We start from the raw sequence: 19,790 nt of genomic DNA, 5'->3' as shown, positions 1-19,790 counted from the left end.
ACTGGTGCGCACGTCACGCACCCCGCGCGGGAGAGCGCCGTGACCCGACGCGGTCGGCCGGAAGGCCCGGCCGATGCGCGGGACCACGGCCGCCGAAGGAGCAATTTCTCCCCGAGAATCTCTCAGGCACCGGTACCGCGCAGGGCATGGCGACTCTGGAAAGCTCCGGGACTGTCGTCAGAGACAGACCCCGGACACCGACGGTGCAAGCACGTATCCTCCAGATACGGGCGGAATCTCTCAGGTCCATGACAGAGCGGGGAGGTACCGATCCGTGCCCACCGCGCCCTGGAGGAACCCGATGAATGCCACCTACGCCACCGACGCCACCACGACGACGCCCCCGCAGACCGTCCTGCCGGCCACGAGCCAGCGCCACGAGCCGAGGGACACCGCCTCGGCACCGTTCACCAGCCGCCACATCGGCCCCCGCCCCTCGGACGCCGAGCACATGCTCTCCGTGCTGGGCTTCGACTCCCTGGCGGACCTGGTGGACGCCGCCGTCCCGGCCGACATCCGCCAGGACACCCCGCTGAACCTGCCCCCGGCCCTGACCGAGGCCGCCGTGCTGGAGGACCTGCGGGCCATCGCCAACCGCAACATCGTCAAGACCCAGATGATCGGGCAGGGCTTCTTCGACACGGTGACCCCGCCCGTGGTGCTGCGCAAGGTGCTCGAGAACCCGGCCTGGTACACGGCCTACACCCCGTACCAGCCGGAGATCTCCCAGGGCCGGCTGGAGGCCCTGCTGAACTTCCAGACCATGGTCTCCGACCTCACGGGCCTTCAGATCGCCAACGCCTCCATGCTGGATGAGGCCTCCGCCGCGGCCGAGGCCGTGCTGCTGATGCACCGCGCCAACAAGAAGGCCAAGGACGGCATCACCCTGCTGGATCAGGACATCTACCCGCAGACCCGCGCCGTGATCGAGGGCCGGGCCCGGGCGCTGGACCTGGACGTGCGCACCGCCGACCTGGCGGACGGGCTGCCGGAGGACCTCGCGGCCGACCTGGAGGAGAAGGGCTTGTGCGGCATCGTGCTGCAGCAGCCCGGCGACTCCGGCCGGATCCACGACCACGCCGCCGTGATCTCCCAGGCCAAGGAGCGCGGCGCCATGGTGACCGTGGCCGCCGACCTGCTGTCCCTGGCCCTGATCACCCCGCCGGGCGAGCAGGGGGCGGACATCGCGGTCGGCAACACGCAGCGCTTCGGCGTCCCATTGTTCTTCGGCGGGCCCCACGCGGCCTACATGGCCGTGCCCAAGGGCCTCGAGCGCCAGTTGCCCGGCCGCCTCGTGGGCGTCTCCCAGGACGCCGCCGGCCGCCCGGCCTACCGCCTGGCCCTGCAGACCCGCGAGCAGCACATCCGCCGCGAGAAGGCCACCTCCAACATCTGCACCGCCCAGGCCCTGCTGGCCATCACCGCCTCCATGTTCGCCGTCTACCACGGCCCGGAGGGCGTGACCGCGATCGCCGAGCACGCCCACCGTCAGGCCTCCCGCCTGGCCACCGCCCTTCAGTCCGCCGGGTTCACGCTCACCCAGGACGCGTTCTTCGACACGGTCCAGGTCTCCGTGCCGTCCCTGGCCCGCACCGTCGTCACCGCGGCGGAGGCCGCCGGGGTCAACCTGCGACTCGTGGACGCCGGCACCGTGGGGATCTCCTGTGACGAGACCACCACGGACGAGGACCTCGTGGCCGTGCTCTCGGCCTTCGGCGCACCGCGGGAGTCCCTGGCCGCCGGCGGCACTGATGCCGGAGACCCAGTGAAGAACGACGACGGCCAGCCGGGTCCCGAGCGGATCCCCGCCTCCCAGCGGCGCAGCAGCGCGTTCATGACCCACCCGGTGTTCAACACCTACAAGTCCGAGACCCAGATGCTGCGCTACCTCAAGCGCCTCTCCGGCTACGACCTGGCGCTGGATCGCACCATGATCCCGCTGGGCTCGTGCACCATGAAGCTCAACGCCACCGCGGAGATGGAGTCCATCTCCTGGCCTGAGTTCTGCTCCATCCACCCCTTCGCCCCGGACCACCAGACCGAGGGCTGGCGCTTCCTGCTGGGCGACCTCGAGGAGAAGCTGGCCGAGATCACCGGCTACGCCGCGGTCTCCATCCAGCCCAACGCCGGTTCCCAGGGCGAGTACGCGGGACTGCTCGCCATCCGGCGCTACCACCTGGACCAGGGTGAGGGTGAGCGGGACGTCTGCCTGATCCCCGCCTCGGCCCACGGCACCAACGCCGCTTCCGCGGTGCTCGCCGGGCTCAAGGTCGTGGTGGTGGGCACCGCGGACGACGGCACCATCGACTCGGCGGACCTCGCGGCCAAGATCGAGGCGAACGCCGGCAGGGTCGCGGCCATCATGATCACCTACCCCTCCACGCACGGCGTCTACGACGCGGACGTGCGGGAGGTCTGCCGCACGGTCCACGAGGCCGGTGGCCAGGTCTACATCGACGGCGCGAACCTCAACGCGCTGGTCGGCCTCGCCCAGCCGGGCAAGTTCGGGGGGGACGTCTCCCACCTGAACCTGCACAAGACCTTCTGCATCCCGCACGGCGGCGGCGGCCCGGGGGTGGGCCCCGTGGCCGTGGCCGAGCACCTCAAGCCCTACCTGCCCAGCGCCGAGCTGCCGATCACCTCGGCTCCCTACGGCTCGGCCGGCGTCATGCCGATCTCCTGGGCGTACCTGTACCTGATGGGCGCCGAGGGGCTCACGGACGCCACCCGCCACGCGCTGCTGAACGCGAACTACGTGGCCAAGCGGCTCGGGGACAAGTTCCCCATCCTCTACACGGGCGAGACCGGGCTCGTGGCCCACGAGTGCATCCTGGACCTGCGGGAGCTCACCGCGAGATCCGGGGTCACCGCGGAGGACGTCTGCAAGCGGCTGATCGACTACGGTTTCCACGCCCCGACCCTGGCGTTCCCGGTGGCCGGCACCCTGATGGTGGAGCCGACCGAGTCCGAGGACCTGGCCGAGATCGACCGCTTCATCGACGCCATGGTGGCCATCCACGCCGAGATGGAGGCCACCACCCCGGAGACCCTGGACGCCTCCGTGCTGCGCAACGCCCCCCACCCGGCCGAGGTGCTCACCGCGGACGAGTGGGACCGGACGTACCCGCGCTCGCAGGCGGCCTACCCGGTGGACTCGCTGCGCCGGGACAAGTACTTCCCCCCGGTGGGACGCATCGACGGCGCGTGGGGGGACCGCAACCTGTTCTGCTCCTGCCCGCCGATCGAGTCCTTCGAGTCGGCCGATCCGCAGGGGGCCGCCGCCTCCGCCACGGCCGTGGCGGAGAACGTCGAGTCCTCGTCCTCCGTATCCCACTGACAGGAACGCGCACATGTCCGAGAACAACAATCCGAACACCACCCCGCTGCACGGGGTCCATGTGGAGGCCGGCGCCTCCTTCACGGACTTCGGCGGGTGGCAGATGCCCCTGAAATACGGCTCGGAGCTGGCAGAACACCAGGCCGTGCGCACCTCCGCCGGGCTCTTCGACCTCTCCCACATGGGAGAAGTCCGGGTGACGGGACCCCAGGCCGCCGAGGCCCTGGACTACGCCCTGACCGCCCGTATCTCCGCGGTGGAACCGGGCAAGGCCAAGTACTCCCTGATCTGCACCGAGGCCGGGACCGTGCTGGACGACCTGATCGTCTACCGGCTGGATGACGGCGGCGAGGCCGGGGCGGATGGCGCGGCTCGCGAGTTCCTGGTGGTGCCCAATGCGGGCAATGCCGCCGCGGTGGCCGCCGCGCTGACCGAGCGCGCGGCGGACTTCGAGGTCACCGTCCGCAACGAGTCCTCGCAGACGGCGCTGATCGCCCTGCAGGGTCCCGAGGCCGCGCGCATCCTCGCCGCCGTGCTGCCCGAGGGCGAGGCGGCGGAGCTGGCGGGGCTGCCGTACTACGCCGCTCGGCCGGCCACCGTGCGGACCGGTGGGGAGGCCGGGCACAGCGGTGACGTCACCGTCCTGCTGGCCCGCACCGGGTACACGGGTGAGGACGGCTTCGAGCTGATCATCGGTCCCGTGGCAGACCGCGGCGTGCTCTCCACCGAGGCCGAGGCCATCTGGAACGCATTGCGCGGCGCCGCCGCCTCGGTGGGCGCGGACCTGCTGCCGTGCGGGCTGGCCTGCCGTGACTCGCTGCGCCTGGAGGCCGGGATGCCGCTCTACGGCAACGAACTGGACCTGGGCCACCTGCCCAGTGAGTCCGGGGCCGGGATGGCCGTGCCGCTGAAGTCCAAGGAGACGGACTTCGTGGGCCGGGACGCCCTGCTGGCCGCCCGGGAGGCCGGGACCGGTACCACGACCGGCCAGCGGATCGTGGCCCTGCAGGGCGGTGGCCGCCGGGCGGCGCGTGCGGGCTACCCCGTGCTCGACGCCGAGGGGCAGCGGATCGGCGAGGTCACCTCCGGCATCCCCAGCCCGACCCTCGGTTACCCGATCGCCCTGGCCAGGGTGGACGTCGGCTTCCGGGAGGTCGGCACCGAACTGGCCGTTGACCTGCGTGGCAAGGCCGAGCCGTTCACCGTGGTGCAGGCACCCTTCTACCGCCGGACGGAATAGCACGAGCCCCCGGGCCCGCTTGCTAGACTTTCGGAAGCCTGCGGGCCCGCCTGATCCCCCGCCACACCGGCGCCACCCCACTGCAGGAAGACCATGACAGAACAGCAGACTGCCCGACGGTTCTCCGTCCTGGCCATCATCGCGTTCGTCGTGGTGGCCGCGCTGTTGCTGACGCTGGCCATCCTGAGCACCATCAAGGGGGTCCGCACCGCCGCCGCCGTGGGCAACGTGGTGCGGGTCCAGGACGGCCAGACCCTCGTGGTGAACCATGACGGCACCGAGGAGACGGTGACGCTCGTCGGGGTGCTGGCCCCCTTGCCGGCGGCTGAGGGCGAGGAACCCACGGTGGAGAACTGCCTCGCCGAGGAGTCGACGGCGAACCTCGCGGCGATCCTCGAGCCGGGGGACTCCGTGCGGTTGGAGTACCCGGAGGAGTCGGACGGACCCAACGGCACCCGGCTGGCCATGATCCACCACGACGGCCAGATCACCAACACCCAGCAGGTCGAGGCCGGGCTGGCCGTTCCGCTGCGTGAGCAGCCGGTGGAGCACCTCGGCAGCGATCTGCGGGAGGCGCAGGAGACCGCCCGCACGGAGGAGTCCGGCCTGTACTCCCCGGTGGAGCCGTGCACCCTGGCCGGGCAGATCGCCCCCGCCGTGACCGTCCTCCAGGACCTGCAGGAGGACCGGCCCGCCACCTCCGAGGAGGCCGACGCCCAGATCGAGACGGTGGAGGCCGCCGTGGAGCAGGGCATCACCGCTGAGAAGGTCTTCGCCACCATCGACCCTGAGGGCGGCTCCCTCGCCGCGCTCGCCTGGGGACAGGACCTGCCGCGGCTGCAGGAACGGCTCAGTGGGGCGTTGTCCTCGGCACAGTCCGAGCTCGACTCGCTGAAGTCCACCCGCACCGTCCTGCTGACCCGGGAGAGGGAAGAGCAGGAGCGTCGGGAGGAGGAGGCCCGCAGGGCCGAGGCCGCGCGTCAGGCCGAGCTGCAGCGTCAGCGCGAGGAGGCCGCACGCCAGGAGGCGGCGCAGGAGGCCGAACGCCGCCGGCAGGCCGAGGCCAGCCGCGAGGCCGAGGAGAGCGCCGAGGCCGAGGAGAGCGCCGAGGCCGAGGCCTCGGAATCCGCGTCCCCCTCGCCGTCCGAGACGCCGTCCTCCTCGCCGTCGCCAACTCCCACCACGGCATCGCCGAGCTCCCCGGACTCCTCCGGTGACGACGACTGACCTCCCGGCGACCCACCCGTGACCGCCCAGCAGCCGGGCCCCGCCGGGCACGCCCCTCGCGCCCACGGCTTCCCCTCACCGGCCCGCGACTACCTGGACGGCGGGATCGACCTCAACCGGGAACTCGTGCGGGACCGCACCTCCACCTTCCTGATGCGGGTGAGCGGGCAGGCACTGGCCGCCTCCGGCATCCATGACGGTGACGAACTGGTGGTGGACCGCGCCGGGACGCCGCGCCACGGCTCCGTGGTGGTGGCCGTGCTCGAGGGGGAGCTGCTGGTGCGTCGGCTGGCCCTCCAGGTCCGGGACGGGATGCACCGCACGGTCTTGGAGACCGACGACGGCGCGGCGCCCCGCGAGGTCGAGGACCTCCAGGTCTGGGGCGTGGCCACCTACTGCCTGCACCGCCTGTGACGGAGGCGGGCGGCACGGCGGGGGAGCGATCCGGCGAGCACCTGGCGCTCGTGGACGTCAACAACTTCTACGTCTCCTGCGAACGACTCTTCGACCCGCGGCTGGAGAACCGGCCGGTGGTGGTGCTCTCCAACAACGACGGCTGCGTGGTGGCCCGCTCGCCGGAGGCCAAGGCGCTGGGGCTGAAGACCGGCATGCCGTGGTTCCAGATCGCACCGCACGCGAAGGCGTGGGGCCTGGTGGCCCGGTCCTCCAACTACGAGCTCTACGGGGACCTGTCGGCCCGGGTGATGGAGCTGCTCGGTCGCTGGGGGACCTGGCAGCAGGTCTACTCGATCGACGAGTGTTTCATCGGCCTGACCGGTACGCCCCGGCAGGCGCTCGAGGCGGGCCGGGCCGTACGGCGGGACGTGGCCGAGCGCCTGGGACTGCCCGTGTGCGTGGGGATCGCACCCACCAAGACGTTGGCCAAGTTCGCCAACCACGTGGCCAAGAACAACCCGGCCGATGCCCGGATCGACGGGGTCTTCTCCGTGGATCACGCGGGGCCGCGGTTCGTGGACCGCCTGATGGGGCGGCTGCCGGCCACCGAGGTGTGGGGCGTGGGCCGCAAGTCCGGGGACAAGCTCGAGCGTCTGGGCATCCGCACCATGGCCGAGCTGCGGGCCGCCGAGCCGGGGTGGATCCGGTCCCGGTTCTCCGTGGTCATGGAACGCACCGTGCTGGAACTCGGCGGCGTAGCCTGCATCCCGGACGCCGATGAACAGGCCGGCCCCGCCCAGGTCATCTTCTCCCGCTCCTTCTCCCGCCCCGTGGTGAGCGCCGCGGACATGGCCGACGTCATGAACGCCTACGGTCAGCGGGCGGCGGCCCGGCTGGCGGACCAGGGCCAGCAGGCGCGGACGGTGATGGTCACGGCCGGGACCTCACGGTTCTCGGGGCCGGACGGCTCCGTCTCGAAGTCGGTGGTCCTGCCGCGGGCCACCGCGGACCCGATCGCCATCACCCGGGCAGCAGTGGGGGCCATGCGCTCGGTCATGCGGGAGGGGGTCCCCTACACCCGGGCCGGGGTGATGCTCGCCGGCCTGGGGCCGGCCGAGACCGGCCAGGAGATGTTGGCGGGCTTCGAGGAGGTGGAGGGGGCCGACGTCGTCCCCGACCGTCACCTGGAGGAGGTCCTGGGGCGGGTCCGGGGCCGTTTCGGCGGGACGGCGATCGGGCTGGGGAGCGGTGGCCTGGCCGAGCAGGGCACCTGGACCATGCGCCGGGAGTTCGCCTCCCCGCGGTACACCACCCGGTTCTCCGACCTCCCCGAGGTGCGGGCCTGACCCGGTCCGGGAGGTGTCAGTCCAAGGCGAGGGTGACGAGCCCGAGCTGCGCGGCGCGGATGATCACCTGGACGCGGTCCCGGACCTCGAGCTTGTCCATGATCTTGGTGAGGTTCGCCTTGACCGTGGACTCGGAGAGGTGCAGCTCCTCGGCCATCTCCGGGTTGGACCGGCCACGGGCGAGCAGGCGGAGCACGTCGAGCTCGCGCGGCGTCAGGTCCGAGCCGTCCGGGTCCCCCTCGGCCACGGCGGTCTTCCCGACGGCGGCCCCGTCACCCTCGATGGAGGAGAGCAGCTTGCGCGTCACGGCGGGGGAGAGGACCGACTCCCCGCGGTGCACGCTCCAGATGGCGCCGATGATGGTCTCCGGGTCGGCGTCCTTGAGGAGGTAGCCGGCGGCACCGGCGCGCAGGGCGGGCACCAGGTAGGGCTCGGAGGTGAACGTGGTGATGGCCAGGACCTTGGTGTCCGGCAGCTCGGCTGTGATCCGCTCGGTGGCCTCCACCCCGCCCATCACGGGCATCTGCATGTCCATGAGCACCACGTCGGGGTGGGAGGCCCGGCTGGATTCCAGGCCCTCCGCCCCATTGGCGGCGATGCCCACACACTCCATGTTCGTGGATGACTCCACGAGCATCTTGAGTGCGCCGCTCATCAGGGGCTGGTCGTCCACGATGAGTACCTTCAGGGGGAACGCGCTGGAATCAGGCATGCCTCCAGACTAGCGGCATGCCGGGACATTCCGGCTCTGACCAGCGCAGAGGAAGGCGGGTTTTCAGGGGAGGCGGTGGTGGACCTGAACCTTTGAATATCCTGATAGCTTGCCCTGAATGTGGAGAACGCGCCGCGCGCCGGTGATAATAAGGGCATGAAACATCCCCTCAAGGCCGTAGCGGCCGCCGTGCTCGTCTCATCCGCCCTCTTCGCTGCCCCGGCTGCCGCCGCGGAAGCCCCGTCCTCCGGTTCCGTGCTCCCCGCCTCGTTCCAGGTCCAGCCCAAGTCCTCCACGGGTGGCATGTCCACCATGGGTGCGGGCGCAGGGTCTCAGACCTTCTGGTGCATGACCTTCGGGTTCTTCTGCTAAGAGGCAGTTGATGACTCCAAATACGCCGGTCGGATCCTCCATGGATCCGTCCGGTTTTTGGCATTCACGGCCTCTGAACCGGATTCTGCTCGTGGTGGTGTCCATCTTCATCACCTTTTCCCTGGTTTCGGATGTCCTGACGGCACTGGATGGTGAATCCCGCATCACTCCCGGGACCTCCCTCGTCAATATCCTGACGAGCTTGTCCTTCTATATCCTGTGGATGCGAACGACGTACGCCTTCGTCGGGTTGATCCCAGCTCTCTTGGCAAGCCATCTGGTGGGCGAGAGCGGCTCTGTCGCCTTTCTGATGCTGGTTCTTCCCCTAATGCTTGCCGTGGTGGCCGCCACGACCACGAATCTATTCAGTTACATAGCACTCATCGTGGCCGTCATCTGGGTCTCGTTCATTCCCCTGACATCGCCTGGTGATGGGGATGTCGTATGGATTACCCTTCCATTGGTCCTAGCAGCTTGGGGCATTGGGTTTTTCGTCGGCTGGATGCTTGACCGCCGCGCTCAAGACCGGCGCCGCATTGTGGACGCCAATCGCCGGGCCGCCGCAGCCGCCCAGGAAGAGCGTCGTTCGCTGGCCCGGGACCTCCATGACATCGTCGCTCACAATCTGACGATCATCTCGATGCAGGCTCGTGCTGCCAGGTACGCCGGCACGGATTCCTCCGCGCGGGAGGCGATCGACGTCATCGGCGACTCCGCCGGCGAGGCCCTGGTCGACCTGCGCCGCATGCTGTCCCTGTTGCAGGCAGAAGGTCTGGTGGCCGGGGACCAGGAGAGCGCCCTGCGGGATATCGGCGAGGGCGCCTCGGCGCTGGATCTCGAGTACGGGGCGGTGAAGTTCGGCCGCATGCTGGAAGGCCTCGGTATCGAGACCACCGTGGAGACCTCGGGGCTGGACCAGGACATCCCGCAGAGCGTGGAGACCGCCCTGTACCGCGTGCTCCAGGAGGCCATCACCAATGTGGCCAAGCACTCGACCGAGGGCGGTCAGTGCCACCTGGAGGTCCGCACGAGCGAAGGCAACCTGGAACTCGCCGTGGACAACACGCTTCCCCCGCCCGGCACCGCCAGCCGCGCGGGATGGAACTCCTCAGCCAGCGGGCTGATCGGCATGCAGGACCGTGTGGATGCCTTCGGCGGGACCATGTCCTCGGCCCGCGACGGCCGCTGGTGGCGGGTCCGCGCGAGCGTCCCGCTCCACGGAGCGACGGTGTGAAGCGACCAGCATGTGATCTAGATCACATCAAGCGCCGAATGCTGGCCAATGGTCCAATGGCGGTCGAGGCCAATCGCCGGTTAACCTAAAAGGGCCCCATGAGACGGTGCACACGGATCGGACGGTGGAACTAGCCCGGGGGGATACGGGCCCACCAATCCAATATCCGCTGAGAGGCGGTGGCTTAGCCACCGCCTCTCAGATGTTTAAGACGCAGGTCACACTGCCGTCTGTACGGGTATTAGGGTGTCAAGAATGAACGCCCCGTCTGGCGCGGTCGCTGGACACCCAGCACGCGCGCGCACCGCCTGGATCCCCATCGTCATCGCCGGCGTCGCCTCGGCCATGCACATCTGGAAACTCCCCGAGGCCCTGTCCTTCGTCCAGGCGGACCTGGGCATGACCCTGATCGAATCAGGTGTCCTGCTGGGGATCGTCCAGGTCGGCTCGATGCTCCTGGGATTGGGCGTCTCACTCTTCTCCGAGGTGATGGGTCTTCGCCGCACCCTGCTGGTCGGACTCACGCTGTTGTCCGCTGCATCCCTGACCGGGGCGTTCGCCGAGACCACGGGCTTCCTGATGGCCACGCGTGCCGTGGAGGGCGTGGGCTTCCTGATGGCCACGGTGGTGTGCCCGCCGCTCATCCGACTGATCACGCCCCCGGCCCGGACGAACATCGCCATGGGCTGGTGGGGCTCCTTCCAGGGGCTGGCCACCTTCGTGGCGGTCCTGCTCTCCACCCTGCTGCTGACCAGTGTCAGCTGGCAGGTGTGGTGGGTCCTGATGGCCGTGGTCACCGCGGCCACCATCCCGATGATCCTGACCTTCGTGCCGCCGCCGCCCTCCGACCGCGACTCCAACGTCACGCTGGCGGTGCGGCGGGTGGGAGCCACGGTCAGGACCCTGACACCGTGGATGGCCGGAATCGTCTTCGCCTGCTATTCCCTGCAGTGGGGATCCGTGATCGGCTTCCTGCCCACCATCTTCGACGAGGCCGGCGTCGGCGGCCTCTGGCCAGGGATCGTCACCGCCGTGGTGGGCGGCGTGAACGGGGTGGGCAACATCATCACCGGCCGCCTGCATCAACGCGGCGTACCCATGCGGCGCCTCATCCTGATCGGCCTGGCCACCATGGGCGTCACCTCCGTCATCACGTTCGCACCGGACTGGTCCGGCATCCCGGGCGGGCTGGCCGTGCAGATCCTCGCGGTCGCGCTCTTCTCCGCCGTCGGGGCGCTGGTCCCGGCCACCCTGAACCGGATCGCCGTGGACATCGCCCCGCCCAACGGCTCCGGCGCCGCCGCCATGGGGCTCATGGTCCAGATCTACAACGGTGCCAACTTCGTGGGACCCATCATCATCGCCGCCATCGCCACCGCCGCGGGCAGCTGGCACTTCTCCTGGACCATGACCTTCGGCGCCAGCCTGCTCGGCATCGTGGTGGCCTGGCGGTTCCTGTCAGCCCGACGCCTGGGCATCGACTTCCAGCACCGCGGCTAGGTCAGTCGCAGCCGTTCGGGCCGCAGGCCTGGCCGTCGAGGCCGCCGGGCTGCACCATCTGCAGGGGCTGGGACTCGGCCCAGGACTGTTCCAGGGCCTGGGTGAAGACCTCCACGGGCTGAGCCCCCGAGATGCCGTACTTGCGCTCCAGGACGAAGAACGGGACACCGGAGACACCCAGAGCCCGGGCGGTCGCGAGGTCCTGTTTCACGGCGGTCTCCCAGCGGTCCTCGTCCAGGGCCTCGCGGACCTGTTCGGCGGTCAACCCGGCGGCGGTGCCGAGTTCCACGAGCACGTCCTCGCTGCCGATGTTCTTCCCGTCCTCGAAGTGGGCCTTGAACAGCTGCTCCTCGAGGCGTGCGGCCGTCTCCAGGGAGGAAGCCTTGGCGCGCTGGATCACGCGGTGGGCCTTCCACGAGTTCGCCACCACGAGGGCGTCGAAGTCGTAGTCCAGCCCCTCGCCGGCGGCCTGCTGGGTCACGTGGGCCAGCATCTGGGTCACCTGATCGCGCGGCATGCCCTTGGTCTCGACGAGATAGTCGATCTCGTTGCGGTGGTCATGCTCGGGCAGGCTCGGGTCGAGCTGGAAGCTCTTCCACTCGACCTCCACCTGGTCCCGGTGCTCAAAGGACTCCAGGGCCGTCTCGAAGCGGCGCTTGCCGATGAAACACCAGGGGCAGCCGACGTCAGAAAAAATCTCGATCTTCATATCAGCCACAACCCCGCCTCTCAGCCGGGTATTCCGGCCAGGGGTCTCAGGGACGACGCCGGCCACGCGCCCTGCGACGGCGGCGCGCCTCAGGCGCGACGCAGGCCACCCTGCCACAGGGCGTCGAAGGGGGTGTTGCCGGTGACGCGCTGCTTGATGCCCTCCGTGACGAACTCCTTGGCGCGGCGGGCGGCCTGCAGCGGCGTGGCGCCCTGGGCCAGCTCCGCCGTGACCGCGGCCGCCAGGGAACAGCCCGCACCGGACACCGCGTGCTCGCCGACCTTCGGGGCGGAGAGCACCTCGAGGACCTCGCCGTCGTAGAACACGTCCTGGGCGTCGGGCCCCTCGAGCCGGATGCCGCCCTTGGCCAGGACGGCCGCGCCGGAGACCTCGTGGATGCGCTTCGCGGCCTCCTTCAGGTCCTCCAGGGTGCGGATCTCCAGGCCGGAGAGCTGCTCGGACTCGAAGTGGTTGGGGGTGGTGAAGGTGGCGAGCGGCAGCAACTCCGCCTTGAGGGCGCGGTCCGTGTCCAGGGCGTGGCCGGGTTCTTGGCCCTTGCAGATGAGCACCGGGTCCAGGACCACGTGGGCCCAATCCTGGCTCTTCAGGGCGGCGGCCACCGTGGAGACGGTCTCCGGGGAGCCCATCATGCCGAGCTTGGTGGTCTTCAGGGCGCCGGCGTAGTCGGCCTGGATGGCCTCGAGCTGGTTGGCGATGACCTCCTGCTGGACCGGTACGAAGCGGTGGTTCCAGTTGTCCTTCGGATCGAAGGCGACGATGCAGGTCAGGGCCACCATGCCGAAGGCGCCAAGCTCCTGGAAGGTCTTCAGGTCGGCCTGGGCGCCGGCGCCGCCGGTCGCCTCGGATCCGGCGATGGTCAGGGCGAGCGCGGGGGTGCTGGGAGCGTGGACGTCATGCGGAGCGGTGGAAGACATGCCCACCATGTTAAACCCGTTCCGGGCGCACCACGGTGACCAGCGGCCGGGCGAGGGTACGGCCCAGGGCCATCAGGATGGCTGCCGGGAAGCCGACCACCGGGATGAGCATGGGCACCAGGCCGCCGGCCCCGGAGAACAGGACGGCCAGGCCGTAGAGCATCCCGACGAGGGCGTAGCCCAGGACGTGGATCCACTGGTTGGTCTTGTACCGGAAGAGCCAGTTCACCAGCAGGCACAGCGGCAGGCCGATTGCCATGCCGGCCACGCCGACGACCGTCAGCAGGGGAGCGAGCGAGCCGTAGGCCTGCAGCGCGGGGATGAGGTTGAGGACCAGGACGAGCGCGGCCATGATCAGGTTCGGGATCAGCCAGGCCACCAGGAAGCCGTACAGGGACATCTTCAACCGGGCGCGGGGGCCGGACGCCGGCCGCGTGCGGCGGCTGGGCTTGACCGGGATGGGCGTGGTCATGGGGCGGGCTCCAGAGGTGACGGTGGCTGGCTGTGCTTGGCCTTGAGGCCGTGCCAGTCTACCGGCGGTGGCAGCCGGTCCGCTCAGGCGAACGCCATCCCGTCCATCAGCTTGCGGGCGGTGCGGACGCTGCCGGTCACCAGCACGGCGCCGTCCTCGACCTCGAGGACCAGGTCGGTGTGCCCCGTGGGGTGCTCCACCCGGACGTCCCGGGAGGCGTGGTCGCCGTCCAGCTCCGCCACCACCGTGCCCGGGACCTGCCAGGCGACGGCCGCCGAGGCCGCGGCGAAGACCCCGATCGCCTCGTGCACGCGCTTCGGGATGAAGCAGCGGGTGCTGAACGTGCCGCCGTCCCGGGCCGGGGACACCAGGCACACCTTGGGGACGGTGGCATCCGTGACGTCACCGAGCCCCATGGCGGCACCGGCCTCGAGGCGGACGGCCTCCACCGCGGCGCACAGCTGGGCGTCGGCCTCCAGAGCGGCCGGCTCCTCGGTCCCGTCCACTCCCAGATCGGCTGCGCGGAGCACGACGACGGGCATCCCGTTGTCCACGCAGGTCACCTGGGCCCCGGCGAAGGTGTCGCTGGTATTCCCCGTGGGGAAGAGGGCGCCGCAGCTGGAGCCGGCCGTGCCGCGGTAGTCCAGCACCACCGGGGCCGCGGCCCCGGGGACGCCGGCGATCTCCGTGTCACCGGCGTACGAGACGCGGCCGGCCGGCGTCGTGACGATGGCCCGGGCCACCGAACCGGTGTTGACCATGTGGATGACCACCTCGGTGGTGCCGTCCCGGGCGGGGACGAGCCCGCGTTCGATGGCGAAAGGGCCCACCCCGACCAGGATGTTGCCGCAGTTCTGCTGGTCGGAGACCACGGCACGGTCCACGGAGACCTGGAGGAAGAGGTAGTCGACCCCGCCGTCGGGGCGTGCCGAGACCACCGCGACCTTGCTGGTGAGCGGATGGGCACCGCCAAGCCCGTCGATCTGCCGCGGATCGGGGGAGCCCATGAGACGCAACAGCAGGGCGTCCCGCTCGGCCGGATCGGCCGGCAGGTCCTCGGCGAGGAAGTACAGCCCCTTGGACGTGCCACCGCGCATCACCATGCACCGGATCTGGGGGGCGGGTGCGGCTGCGGTGGACATGAGGCCTCGCTTCTCCGGGACTCCCGGCTGGGCTACTTCTGTGACAATATTGTTCACAATCAGATCCATCATGGCCGACGAGCGGGGGAGTTTCCAGTGGCTACAGCAACACGGGCCAGTTCCGCGGTGAACGCGACCGCGGTCGCCGACCAGATCCGCTCCGCCATCTTCGCCGGCGAGCTCGTGCCGAACCAGCGGCTCGTGGAGGCCGACCTGGCCGAGATGTACGGGGCCAGCCGCGGGCATGTGCGCACGGCCCTGTCCGAGCTGACCGTCGAGGGCGTGGTGGAGCGGATCCAGAACCGGGGTGCCCGCGTGCGCTCCGTCCCCCTCGAGGAGGCGCTCGAGATCGTGGAGGTCCGTGCCGCCCTGGAGGCCCTGTGCGCCGCCCGCGCGGCCCGCCGCCTCACGGACGAGGAGGCCCTGGTGCTCCGGCGGATCGGCAGCGACATGGAGGCGGCCGTGGAGGCCGGTGACCAGGCCGCCTACGCGCAGGGCAACACGGAGCTGCACTCCACGCTCATCCGGCTGTCCGGCCAGCAGACGGCCGCCGCCACCATCGACCGGCTCCGGGCCCAGGCCGTCCGGTTCCAGTACCGGCTGTTCGCGAAGCCGGGGCGCTCGCGGCAGTCCCTCCCCGAGCACCTGGCCATCATCGAAGCCGTCTGCGCCCGCGAGCCGGAGAACGCGGCCCGGGCCATGCGCGAACACCTGATGTCCGTGGGCCAGGCGATCGAGGAGTCGGCCGACTCCTCGATCGCCTGACGCCGCTCCTCGTCCGGCGCCTCATTCGGTGCGCAAGGGGTCCTTGCTGGTCTCGCGGGACAGGGCCACGGCCACCAGGGAGACCGCCGCGGCGGCCATCAGGTACCAACCCGGGGCCACGTCATTGCCGCTCGTGGCGATCAGCCAGGTGGCCACCAGCGGCGCCGTGCCACCGAAGAGGGCGTTGGAGAGGTTGAAACTGACGGCGAAGCCCGTGTACCGAACCTTGGTGGGGAACATCTCGGCCAGGAAGCTCGGCAGGGTCCCGTCATTGAGGGCGAGCATGCCGCCGAGCAGGATCTGCAGCAGCAGGACGACCATGAAGCTGTCCGTGCCCAGCAGGTAGAAGGCCGGCACGGTGAAGATCAGGAACGCGACCGAGGCGCTGATGAGGATTCGCTTGCGACCGAAGCGGTCCGAGAGGGTGCCGGTGATGAAGATGAAGCCGATATAGGTGGCCAGGGCCACCGTGGTGGCCACATAGGAGGATGTCTGGTCCAGGCCGAGTTCCTCCGAGAGGTACGTCGGCATGTAGCTGAGGATGACGTAGAAGCCCACCGCGTTGAGCAGCACGGCGCCGGCGGCCTGCAAGAGCCGGCCCCAGTGCTCGCGGAACAGGGAGCTGACCGGCGCCTTGACGGCTTCGTCCTTGAGGGCCATCTCGCGGAACGCGGGGGTGTCCTCCAGCTTGTTCCGAATGTAGCGGCCGATCAGGCCCATGGGTGCGGCCAGCAGGAACGGCAGGCGCCAGCCCCAGTCGGTCATCTGCTGGCTGTCGAGGGTGGCCGTCAGGACGGTGGCGATGAGCGAACCGAGCAGCAACCCGGTGGCCGTGCTCGCCGGCACGACGGCGGCGTAGACCCCGCGGCGCTTCGGCGGGGCGTACTCGACCAGGAAGGCCGAGGCGCCGGCGTACTCACCGGAGGCTGAGAAGCCCTGAACCAGCCGGAGCAGCAGCAACAGCAGGGGGGCCCAGATGCCGATGGTGGCATATCCGGGGATCAAGGCGATGCAGAACGTGGCGATGGACATCACCAGGATGGACCAGGACAGGGCGACCCGCCGGCCGAAGCGATCTCCGATGTGCCCCCAGATGAAACCGCCGATGGGCCGGACGAGGAACGAGACGGCAAAGAGGGAGAAGGTCAACATCAGCCCGGTGGCCGGGTCTGAATCCGGGAAGAACACCGCGGAGATGGTCACCGCCAGGTAGCCGTACATGGCGTAGTCGAACCATTCGACGAAGTTGCCGATGAAGCTGGCACCGATGACGCGGCGACGCGTCGCGGCATCCACCGGGGTGTGGGTCTGGCCACTGAGCGTGGGCCGGGTCGTGGCACTGGTCATGGGGGATCATCTCCGGTGTTGCATTGAATGCAATCTGGTTGCAAAGGTTTGCTGTCCGGCTCAGTGTGGTGGTGTGATTGATGTCACGTCAAGGGGTGGAGGGCCGCCGGTGGTTCAGGGCTGCACGGGGTCGTCGTGGAAGCGGCGCAGGGGTTTGCCGGCGGTCTCGCGAACGAAGACGGACACGACCATCAGGGCGATGACTGCAACGACCGTCACGTAGATGGCCGGGGCCAGCGTATTGCCGGTGGTCGCCACCAGCCAGGTGGCCAGGTAGGGGGCCGTGCCGCCGAAGAGCGCATAGGTGACGTTGTAACTCAGGCCGGAGGCCGTGTATCGCACGTCCGTGGAGAACATCTCGGAGATCAGCACAGAGGTCACCACGTTGGCGGAGACGGCGCCCAGGGCGATCAGTAGTTGACTGGCCATGGCGCTTCCGAGGGTGCCGAGCTCGGCCAACATGTACGCGGGGATGGTCAGCACTGTCAGCAGTCCGGCGGAGATCTGCATGATACGGCGCCGGCCGATCCGGTCGGAGAGCCGTCCCATGACGGGAGAGAGTCCCGTGGCGAACAGCAACGCCACGAGGCTGGAAAGCAGCGCGTGGCCCTGGCTCACCCCGACCACTTGGGTGAGGAAGGTCGCCATGTAGGTGGAGAAGATGTAGAAGGACAGGGCCGTCAGCATGACGAAGCCACCGAGCTTGAGCATCTGCGCCCACTGGCTGTCGATGACCTCGCGGAGGCTCAGCGTCGGACGGTTGGCCGAGTCCTTGACCATGGCCTCGAACTCCGGTGACTCGTGCAGCTTGGAGCGGATGTAGAACGCGACCAGGCCCATGGGGATGGACAGCAGGAACAGCACGCGCCATCCCCATTCATCCATCACCTCGAGCGGCAGGACGAGACTGAGCAGGGCCCCGAGGCCGGCGGCCAGGGCGAAGGAGACGAACGTGGCCGCGGACATCGCGCTGGAGTAGCGGTTGCGCTGGTGGTCCGGGCTGTGCTCGACGGTGTAGATGGTGGCGCCGGCGTACTCGCCCCCGGCGGAGAGCCCCTGGACGCACCGGGCGACGGCCAGCAGGACGGCGGCCCAGATCCCGATGGACTCCTGGCTGGGGATGAGTCCGATGGCCGCCGTCGATCCCGACATGAGCAGGACCGTGACGATCAGGATCTTCTTGCGGCCGAGCCGGTCTCCCAGGCGGCCGAAGACGATCCCGCCCAGCGGGCGAAGTGCGAAGGCGACGGCGAAGATCGCGAAGGTCTCCAGCAGGCCGGTCACCGGGTCATCGGAGGCGAAGAAGGTGGCGGCGATGTGGGTGGCCATGAAGCCGTAGATCGCGAAGTCGAACCATTCGACGACGGTGCCGGCGAATGAAGCACCGACCACTTTCCGGAGGTGCTCGGGGCTGACCTTCTGGAGGGCAGGCGGCTGTGCGGTTGTCGTGGTCGTGCTGCTCATGTGGTGTCCTCGGTGTCCTCGGCGTCGGGTCGGTCGGTCTGTCAGGTGCGGTTCGGTTGTCGGTCAGTCGGGTCGTACGGTTCGCGGATCCACGTTCGGCGCGGCGAAGACCAGCAGCCCAGCGGCCAGGATGGGCAAGCAACCCCACCACAGGGTGGCGGTCTCCCAGCTCTGTCCGGCGGCCAGCGTGGCGGTGATGAGCACGCCGCCGACGATAGCGCCGACCTGACCGGAGGCGTTGATGAGTGAGCTGCCGGTGGCGCGGGTGTGCACCGGAAAGGATTCGCCCGTGAAGAACAGCAGGGCCGAGAACGGGCCGATCAGGAAGAACAGGCCGGCGCTGTACAAGGCCACGATCAGCGGAAAGTTGCCGTCCGGTGCCTGCAGCATGGCAAAGAAGCACAGACTGCAGACGATCCAAGCCAGACCGATCGTGTTGCGCCGGCCGATGCGGTCACCGAGCCACCCGTGGAACAGGTAGCCCAGGAAGGCGGTCGCGTTGGAGATGATCAGGATGGTCAGGGCGTTGTCGAAGCTGATGTTCTTGCCGGACTCGGCCGTCAGCAGCGAGGTGCCGAGGATGGAGAAGGACAGCACGCCGACCCAGTTCAACAGGAACGAGCTGCCGATGACGAGTGTGGGACGCAGCGACGTGCCGCGGAACACAGCGGTGATCGGGGACGACTCTTCTCCCATGCTGATGCCGTAGGCGGCCGAGCGCTCGCGGGCCTCGTCGATCTGCCCGGCCCGGCGCAGCTCGTCCACCTCCTTGCGGCGCAGGAACTGGGGGCTCTCCTTGAGCCAGCGGCCGGCCCAGAGGATGAAGACGGCGGGCAGGGCGGCGACGGCGAAGCACAACTCCCAACCTCCGATGGGGAACAGCAGGTATACCGAGGAGGCAGCGAGGACCGAACCCACCGGCCAGCCGGACTGGACGAGGGAGTAGATCAGACCGCGGCGCTTGGCCTTGGCCGGATCCGAGTAGCGGTGGGCGAACATCTCGTTGAGATAGGCGGCGTTGATGGCCTGCTCGGCGTAACCCAGCCCGGCGATCGAACGGACCACCACGAGGAAGACGAGGCCCAGTCCCGCGGCGAGCCCGTAGACCCAGCCGACGGTGGCGGTCAGGAGCGAGGCAAGTGCCGCTCCGGCCACGGCTACCAGGATGCCCTTGCGGCGGCCGATCCTGTCCGTCAACGGACCGATGGCGAAGGCCACCAGCGCGGTGCCGGCGGTAACCCAGGTGTTGACCTCCGTGGAGTGCGCCTCCGACCAGCCCAGGGATGCGGCCAACTGCGGCAGCAGGTTCCCGAAGAGGACGAAGTCGTAGACGGCGAAGGTCCAGGCGAAGAAGCAGATCCACGAGGCGATCCTCACGTCACGGGACGTGACGTCGTGGGCCATGGGCGGTTTCGAGTCCGCGACCGCCGTGGAGGTGACCGTCCTGTCCTGCGGCGGGTCCTGGAGGTGTTCCGAGGTGCTCATGGTGGTTCCTGTCAGTTCAGGCTGATGCTGGGGGATGCTGGGGGATGCTGGGGGATGCCGGGGGATGCTGGGTGATGCTGGGTGATGCTGGGTGACGCAGGGGAGGG

At 69.5% G+C, this 19,790-nt stretch carries 17 protein-coding genes and 1 riboswitch; of the genes, 9 read left to right on the top strand and 8 right to left on the bottom strand.

Annotated features, from left to right (window positions below; all coding sequences use genetic code 11):
- Nucleotides 1-17: 17 nt before the first annotated feature.
- A riboswitch (glycine riboswitch) is annotated at nt 18-148 on the top strand.
- Between the two features lie 153 nt (nt 149-301).
- From gcvP to AB0K08_RS06505, 5 genes are all read left to right on the top strand, one after another.
- Nucleotides 302-3,337: an aminomethyl-transferring glycine dehydrogenase gene (gene gcvP / locus AB0K08_RS06525; RefSeq protein ID WP_363352719.1), complete on the top strand. Its 3,036-nt coding sequence runs from the start codon at nt 302-304 to the stop codon at nt 3,335-3,337.
- Between the two features lie 13 nt (nt 3,338-3,350).
- A complete protein-coding gene (gcvT, locus tag AB0K08_RS06520) occupies nt 3,351-4,577 on the top strand; it encodes a glycine cleavage system aminomethyltransferase GcvT (RefSeq protein WP_363352718.1) in 1,227 nt (408 codons plus the stop codon).
- Between the two features lie 93 nt (nt 4,578-4,670).
- Nucleotides 4,671-5,804, top strand: a complete 1,134-nt coding sequence (locus AB0K08_RS06515) for a hypothetical protein (protein ID WP_363352717.1) — start codon at nt 4,671-4,673, stop codon at nt 5,802-5,804.
- A gap of 18 nt (nt 5,805-5,822) precedes the next feature.
- The gene (gene umuD / locus AB0K08_RS06510; RefSeq protein ID WP_363352716.1) at nt 5,823-6,218 is read left to right on the top strand and encodes a translesion error-prone DNA polymerase V autoproteolytic subunit; all 396 of its coding nucleotides are present in this window, start codon (nt 5,823-5,825) and stop codon (nt 6,216-6,218) included.
- Nucleotides 6,215-7,546, top strand: coding sequence for a Y-family DNA polymerase (locus tag AB0K08_RS06505; RefSeq protein WP_363352715.1), 1,332 nt, complete (start codon nt 6,215-6,217; stop codon nt 7,544-7,546). Before umuD ends, AB0K08_RS06505 begins: the two co-directional genes overlap by 4 nt.
- Before the next feature lie 16 nt (nt 7,547-7,562).
- On the opposite strand, the gene AB0K08_RS06500 is transcribed toward AB0K08_RS06505, so the two are convergent.
- Nucleotides 7,563-8,258, bottom strand: a complete 696-nt coding sequence (locus AB0K08_RS06500) for a response regulator transcription factor (protein WP_363352714.1) — start codon at nt 8,256-8,258, stop codon at nt 7,563-7,565.
- Nucleotides 8,259-8,414: 156 nt separating this feature from the next.
- Between AB0K08_RS06500 and AB0K08_RS06495 the strand changes: the two genes are divergently transcribed.
- The 3 genes from AB0K08_RS06495 (at nt 8,415) to AB0K08_RS06485 (ending at nt 11,364) form a co-directional block, all read left to right on the top strand.
- Complete coding sequence (locus AB0K08_RS06495; protein ID WP_363352713.1) at nt 8,415-8,630, top strand: hypothetical protein; 216 nt, start codon at nt 8,415-8,417, stop codon at nt 8,628-8,630.
- Nucleotides 8,631-8,670: 40 nt separating this feature from the next.
- Nucleotides 8,671-9,864: a histidine kinase gene (locus AB0K08_RS06490; protein ID WP_363352712.1), complete on the top strand. Its 1,194-nt coding sequence runs from the start codon at nt 8,671-8,673 to the stop codon at nt 9,862-9,864.
- Nucleotides 9,865-10,119: 255 nt separating this feature from the next.
- Complete coding sequence (locus AB0K08_RS06485; protein ID WP_363352711.1) at nt 10,120-11,364, top strand: MFS transporter; 1,245 nt, start codon at nt 10,120-10,122, stop codon at nt 11,362-11,364.
- Between the two features lies 1 nt (nt 11,365).
- Here the strand turns inward: AB0K08_RS06485 and AB0K08_RS06480 are convergent, their stop codons facing one another.
- From AB0K08_RS06480 to AB0K08_RS06465, 4 genes are all read right to left on the bottom strand, one after another.
- Nucleotides 11,366-12,073, bottom strand: a complete 708-nt coding sequence (locus tag AB0K08_RS06480; protein ID WP_363353108.1) for a DsbA family oxidoreductase — start codon at nt 12,071-12,073, stop codon at nt 11,366-11,368.
- A gap of 89 nt (nt 12,074-12,162) precedes the next feature.
- Complete coding sequence (gene thiD, locus AB0K08_RS06475) at nt 12,163-13,008, bottom strand: bifunctional hydroxymethylpyrimidine kinase/phosphomethylpyrimidine kinase (protein WP_363352710.1); 846 nt, start codon at nt 13,006-13,008, stop codon at nt 12,163-12,165.
- Nucleotides 13,009-13,018: 10 nt separating this feature from the next.
- Nucleotides 13,019-13,480 carry a hypothetical protein gene (locus AB0K08_RS06470; protein WP_363352709.1) on the bottom strand — a complete coding sequence of 154 codons (462 nt, stop codon included), beginning with the start codon at nt 13,478-13,480 and terminating at the stop codon, nt 13,019-13,021.
- Nucleotides 13,481-13,563: 83 nt separating this feature from the next.
- Entirely contained in the window at nt 13,564-14,622 is a 1,059-nt protein-coding gene (locus AB0K08_RS06465; protein WP_363352708.1) for a 4-oxalomesaconate tautomerase, read from the bottom strand.
- A 96-nt stretch (nt 14,623-14,718) separates the two neighbouring features.
- On the opposite strand from AB0K08_RS06465, the gene AB0K08_RS06460 reads away from it, so the two are divergent.
- Complete coding sequence (locus AB0K08_RS06460) at nt 14,719-15,387, top strand: GntR family transcriptional regulator (RefSeq protein WP_363352707.1); 669 nt, start codon at nt 14,719-14,721, stop codon at nt 15,385-15,387.
- 21 nt (nt 15,388-15,408) lie between these two features.
- On the opposite strand, the gene AB0K08_RS06455 is transcribed toward AB0K08_RS06460, so the two are convergent.
- The 3 genes from AB0K08_RS06455 to AB0K08_RS06445 all read right to left on the bottom strand — a co-directional run bounded on the left by AB0K08_RS06455 (nt 15,409) and on the right by AB0K08_RS06445 (nt 19,683).
- On the bottom strand, nt 15,409-16,734 hold the full coding sequence (locus tag AB0K08_RS06455; protein ID WP_363352706.1) for an MFS transporter: 1,326 nt from the start codon (nt 16,732-16,734) through the stop codon (nt 15,409-15,411).
- 114 nt (nt 16,735-16,848) lie between these two features.
- Nucleotides 16,849-18,198, bottom strand: a complete 1,350-nt coding sequence (locus tag AB0K08_RS06450; protein WP_363352705.1) for an MFS transporter — start codon at nt 18,196-18,198, stop codon at nt 16,849-16,851.
- A 63-nt stretch (nt 18,199-18,261) separates the two neighbouring features.
- Nucleotides 18,262-19,683 carry an MFS transporter gene (locus AB0K08_RS06445; RefSeq protein WP_363352704.1) on the bottom strand — a complete coding sequence of 474 codons (1,422 nt, stop codon included), beginning with the start codon at nt 19,681-19,683 and terminating at the stop codon, nt 18,262-18,264.
- Between the last annotated feature and the right edge of the window lie 107 nt (nt 19,684-19,790).

Source organism: Citricoccus sp. NPDC055426, assembly GCF_040677445.1.
Classification (GTDB): domain Bacteria; phylum Actinomycetota; class Actinomycetes; order Actinomycetales; family Micrococcaceae; genus Citricoccus.
Note: the sequence above shows the minus strand (reverse complement) of the source record. Positions and strands in the feature narration are given on the sequence as shown.

Bases quoted from the DNA above. Each gene is read 5' to 3' on its own strand.
- AB0K08_RS06515 (WP_363352717.1), top strand. From the start codon at position 4,671: ATGACAGAACAGCAGACTGCCCGACGGTTCTCCGTCCTGGCCATCATC.
- gcvP (WP_363352719.1), top strand. From the start codon at position 302: ATGAATGCCACCTACGCCACCGACGCCACCACGACGACGCCCCCGCAG.
- AB0K08_RS06480 (WP_363353108.1), bottom strand. From the start codon at position 12,073: ATGAAGATCGAGATTTTTTCTGACGTCGGCTGCCCCTGGTGTTTCATC.
- AB0K08_RS06455 (WP_363352706.1), bottom strand. From the start codon at position 16,734: ATGACCAGTGCCACGACCCGGCCCACGCTCAGTGGCCAGACCCACACC.
- AB0K08_RS06485 (WP_363352711.1), top strand. From the start codon at position 10,120: ATGAACGCCCCGTCTGGCGCGGTCGCTGGACACCCAGCACGCGCGCGC.
- AB0K08_RS06495 (WP_363352713.1), top strand. From the start codon at position 8,415: ATGAAACATCCCCTCAAGGCCGTAGCGGCCGCCGTGCTCGTCTCATCC.
- AB0K08_RS06445 (WP_363352704.1), bottom strand. From the start codon at position 19,683: ATGAGCACCTCGGAACACCTCCAGGACCCGCCGCAGGACAGGACGGTC.
- AB0K08_RS06490 (WP_363352712.1), top strand. From the start codon at position 8,671: ATGGATCCGTCCGGTTTTTGGCATTCACGGCCTCTGAACCGGATTCTG.
- gcvT (WP_363352718.1), top strand. From the start codon at position 3,351: ATGTCCGAGAACAACAATCCGAACACCACCCCGCTGCACGGGGTCCAT.
- AB0K08_RS06500 (WP_363352714.1), bottom strand. From the start codon at position 8,258: ATGCCTGATTCCAGCGCGTTCCCCCTGAAGGTACTCATCGTGGACGAC.
- thiD (WP_363352710.1), bottom strand. From the start codon at position 13,008: ATGTCTTCCACCGCTCCGCATGACGTCCACGCTCCCAGCACCCCCGCG.
- AB0K08_RS06470 (WP_363352709.1), bottom strand. From the start codon at position 13,480: ATGACCACGCCCATCCCGGTCAAGCCCAGCCGCCGCACGCGGCCGGCG.
- AB0K08_RS06465 (WP_363352708.1), bottom strand. From the start codon at position 14,622: ATGTCCACCGCAGCCGCACCCGCCCCCCAGATCCGGTGCATGGTGATG.
- AB0K08_RS06450 (WP_363352705.1), bottom strand. From the start codon at position 18,198: ATGAGCAGCACGACCACGACAACCGCACAGCCGCCTGCCCTCCAGAAG.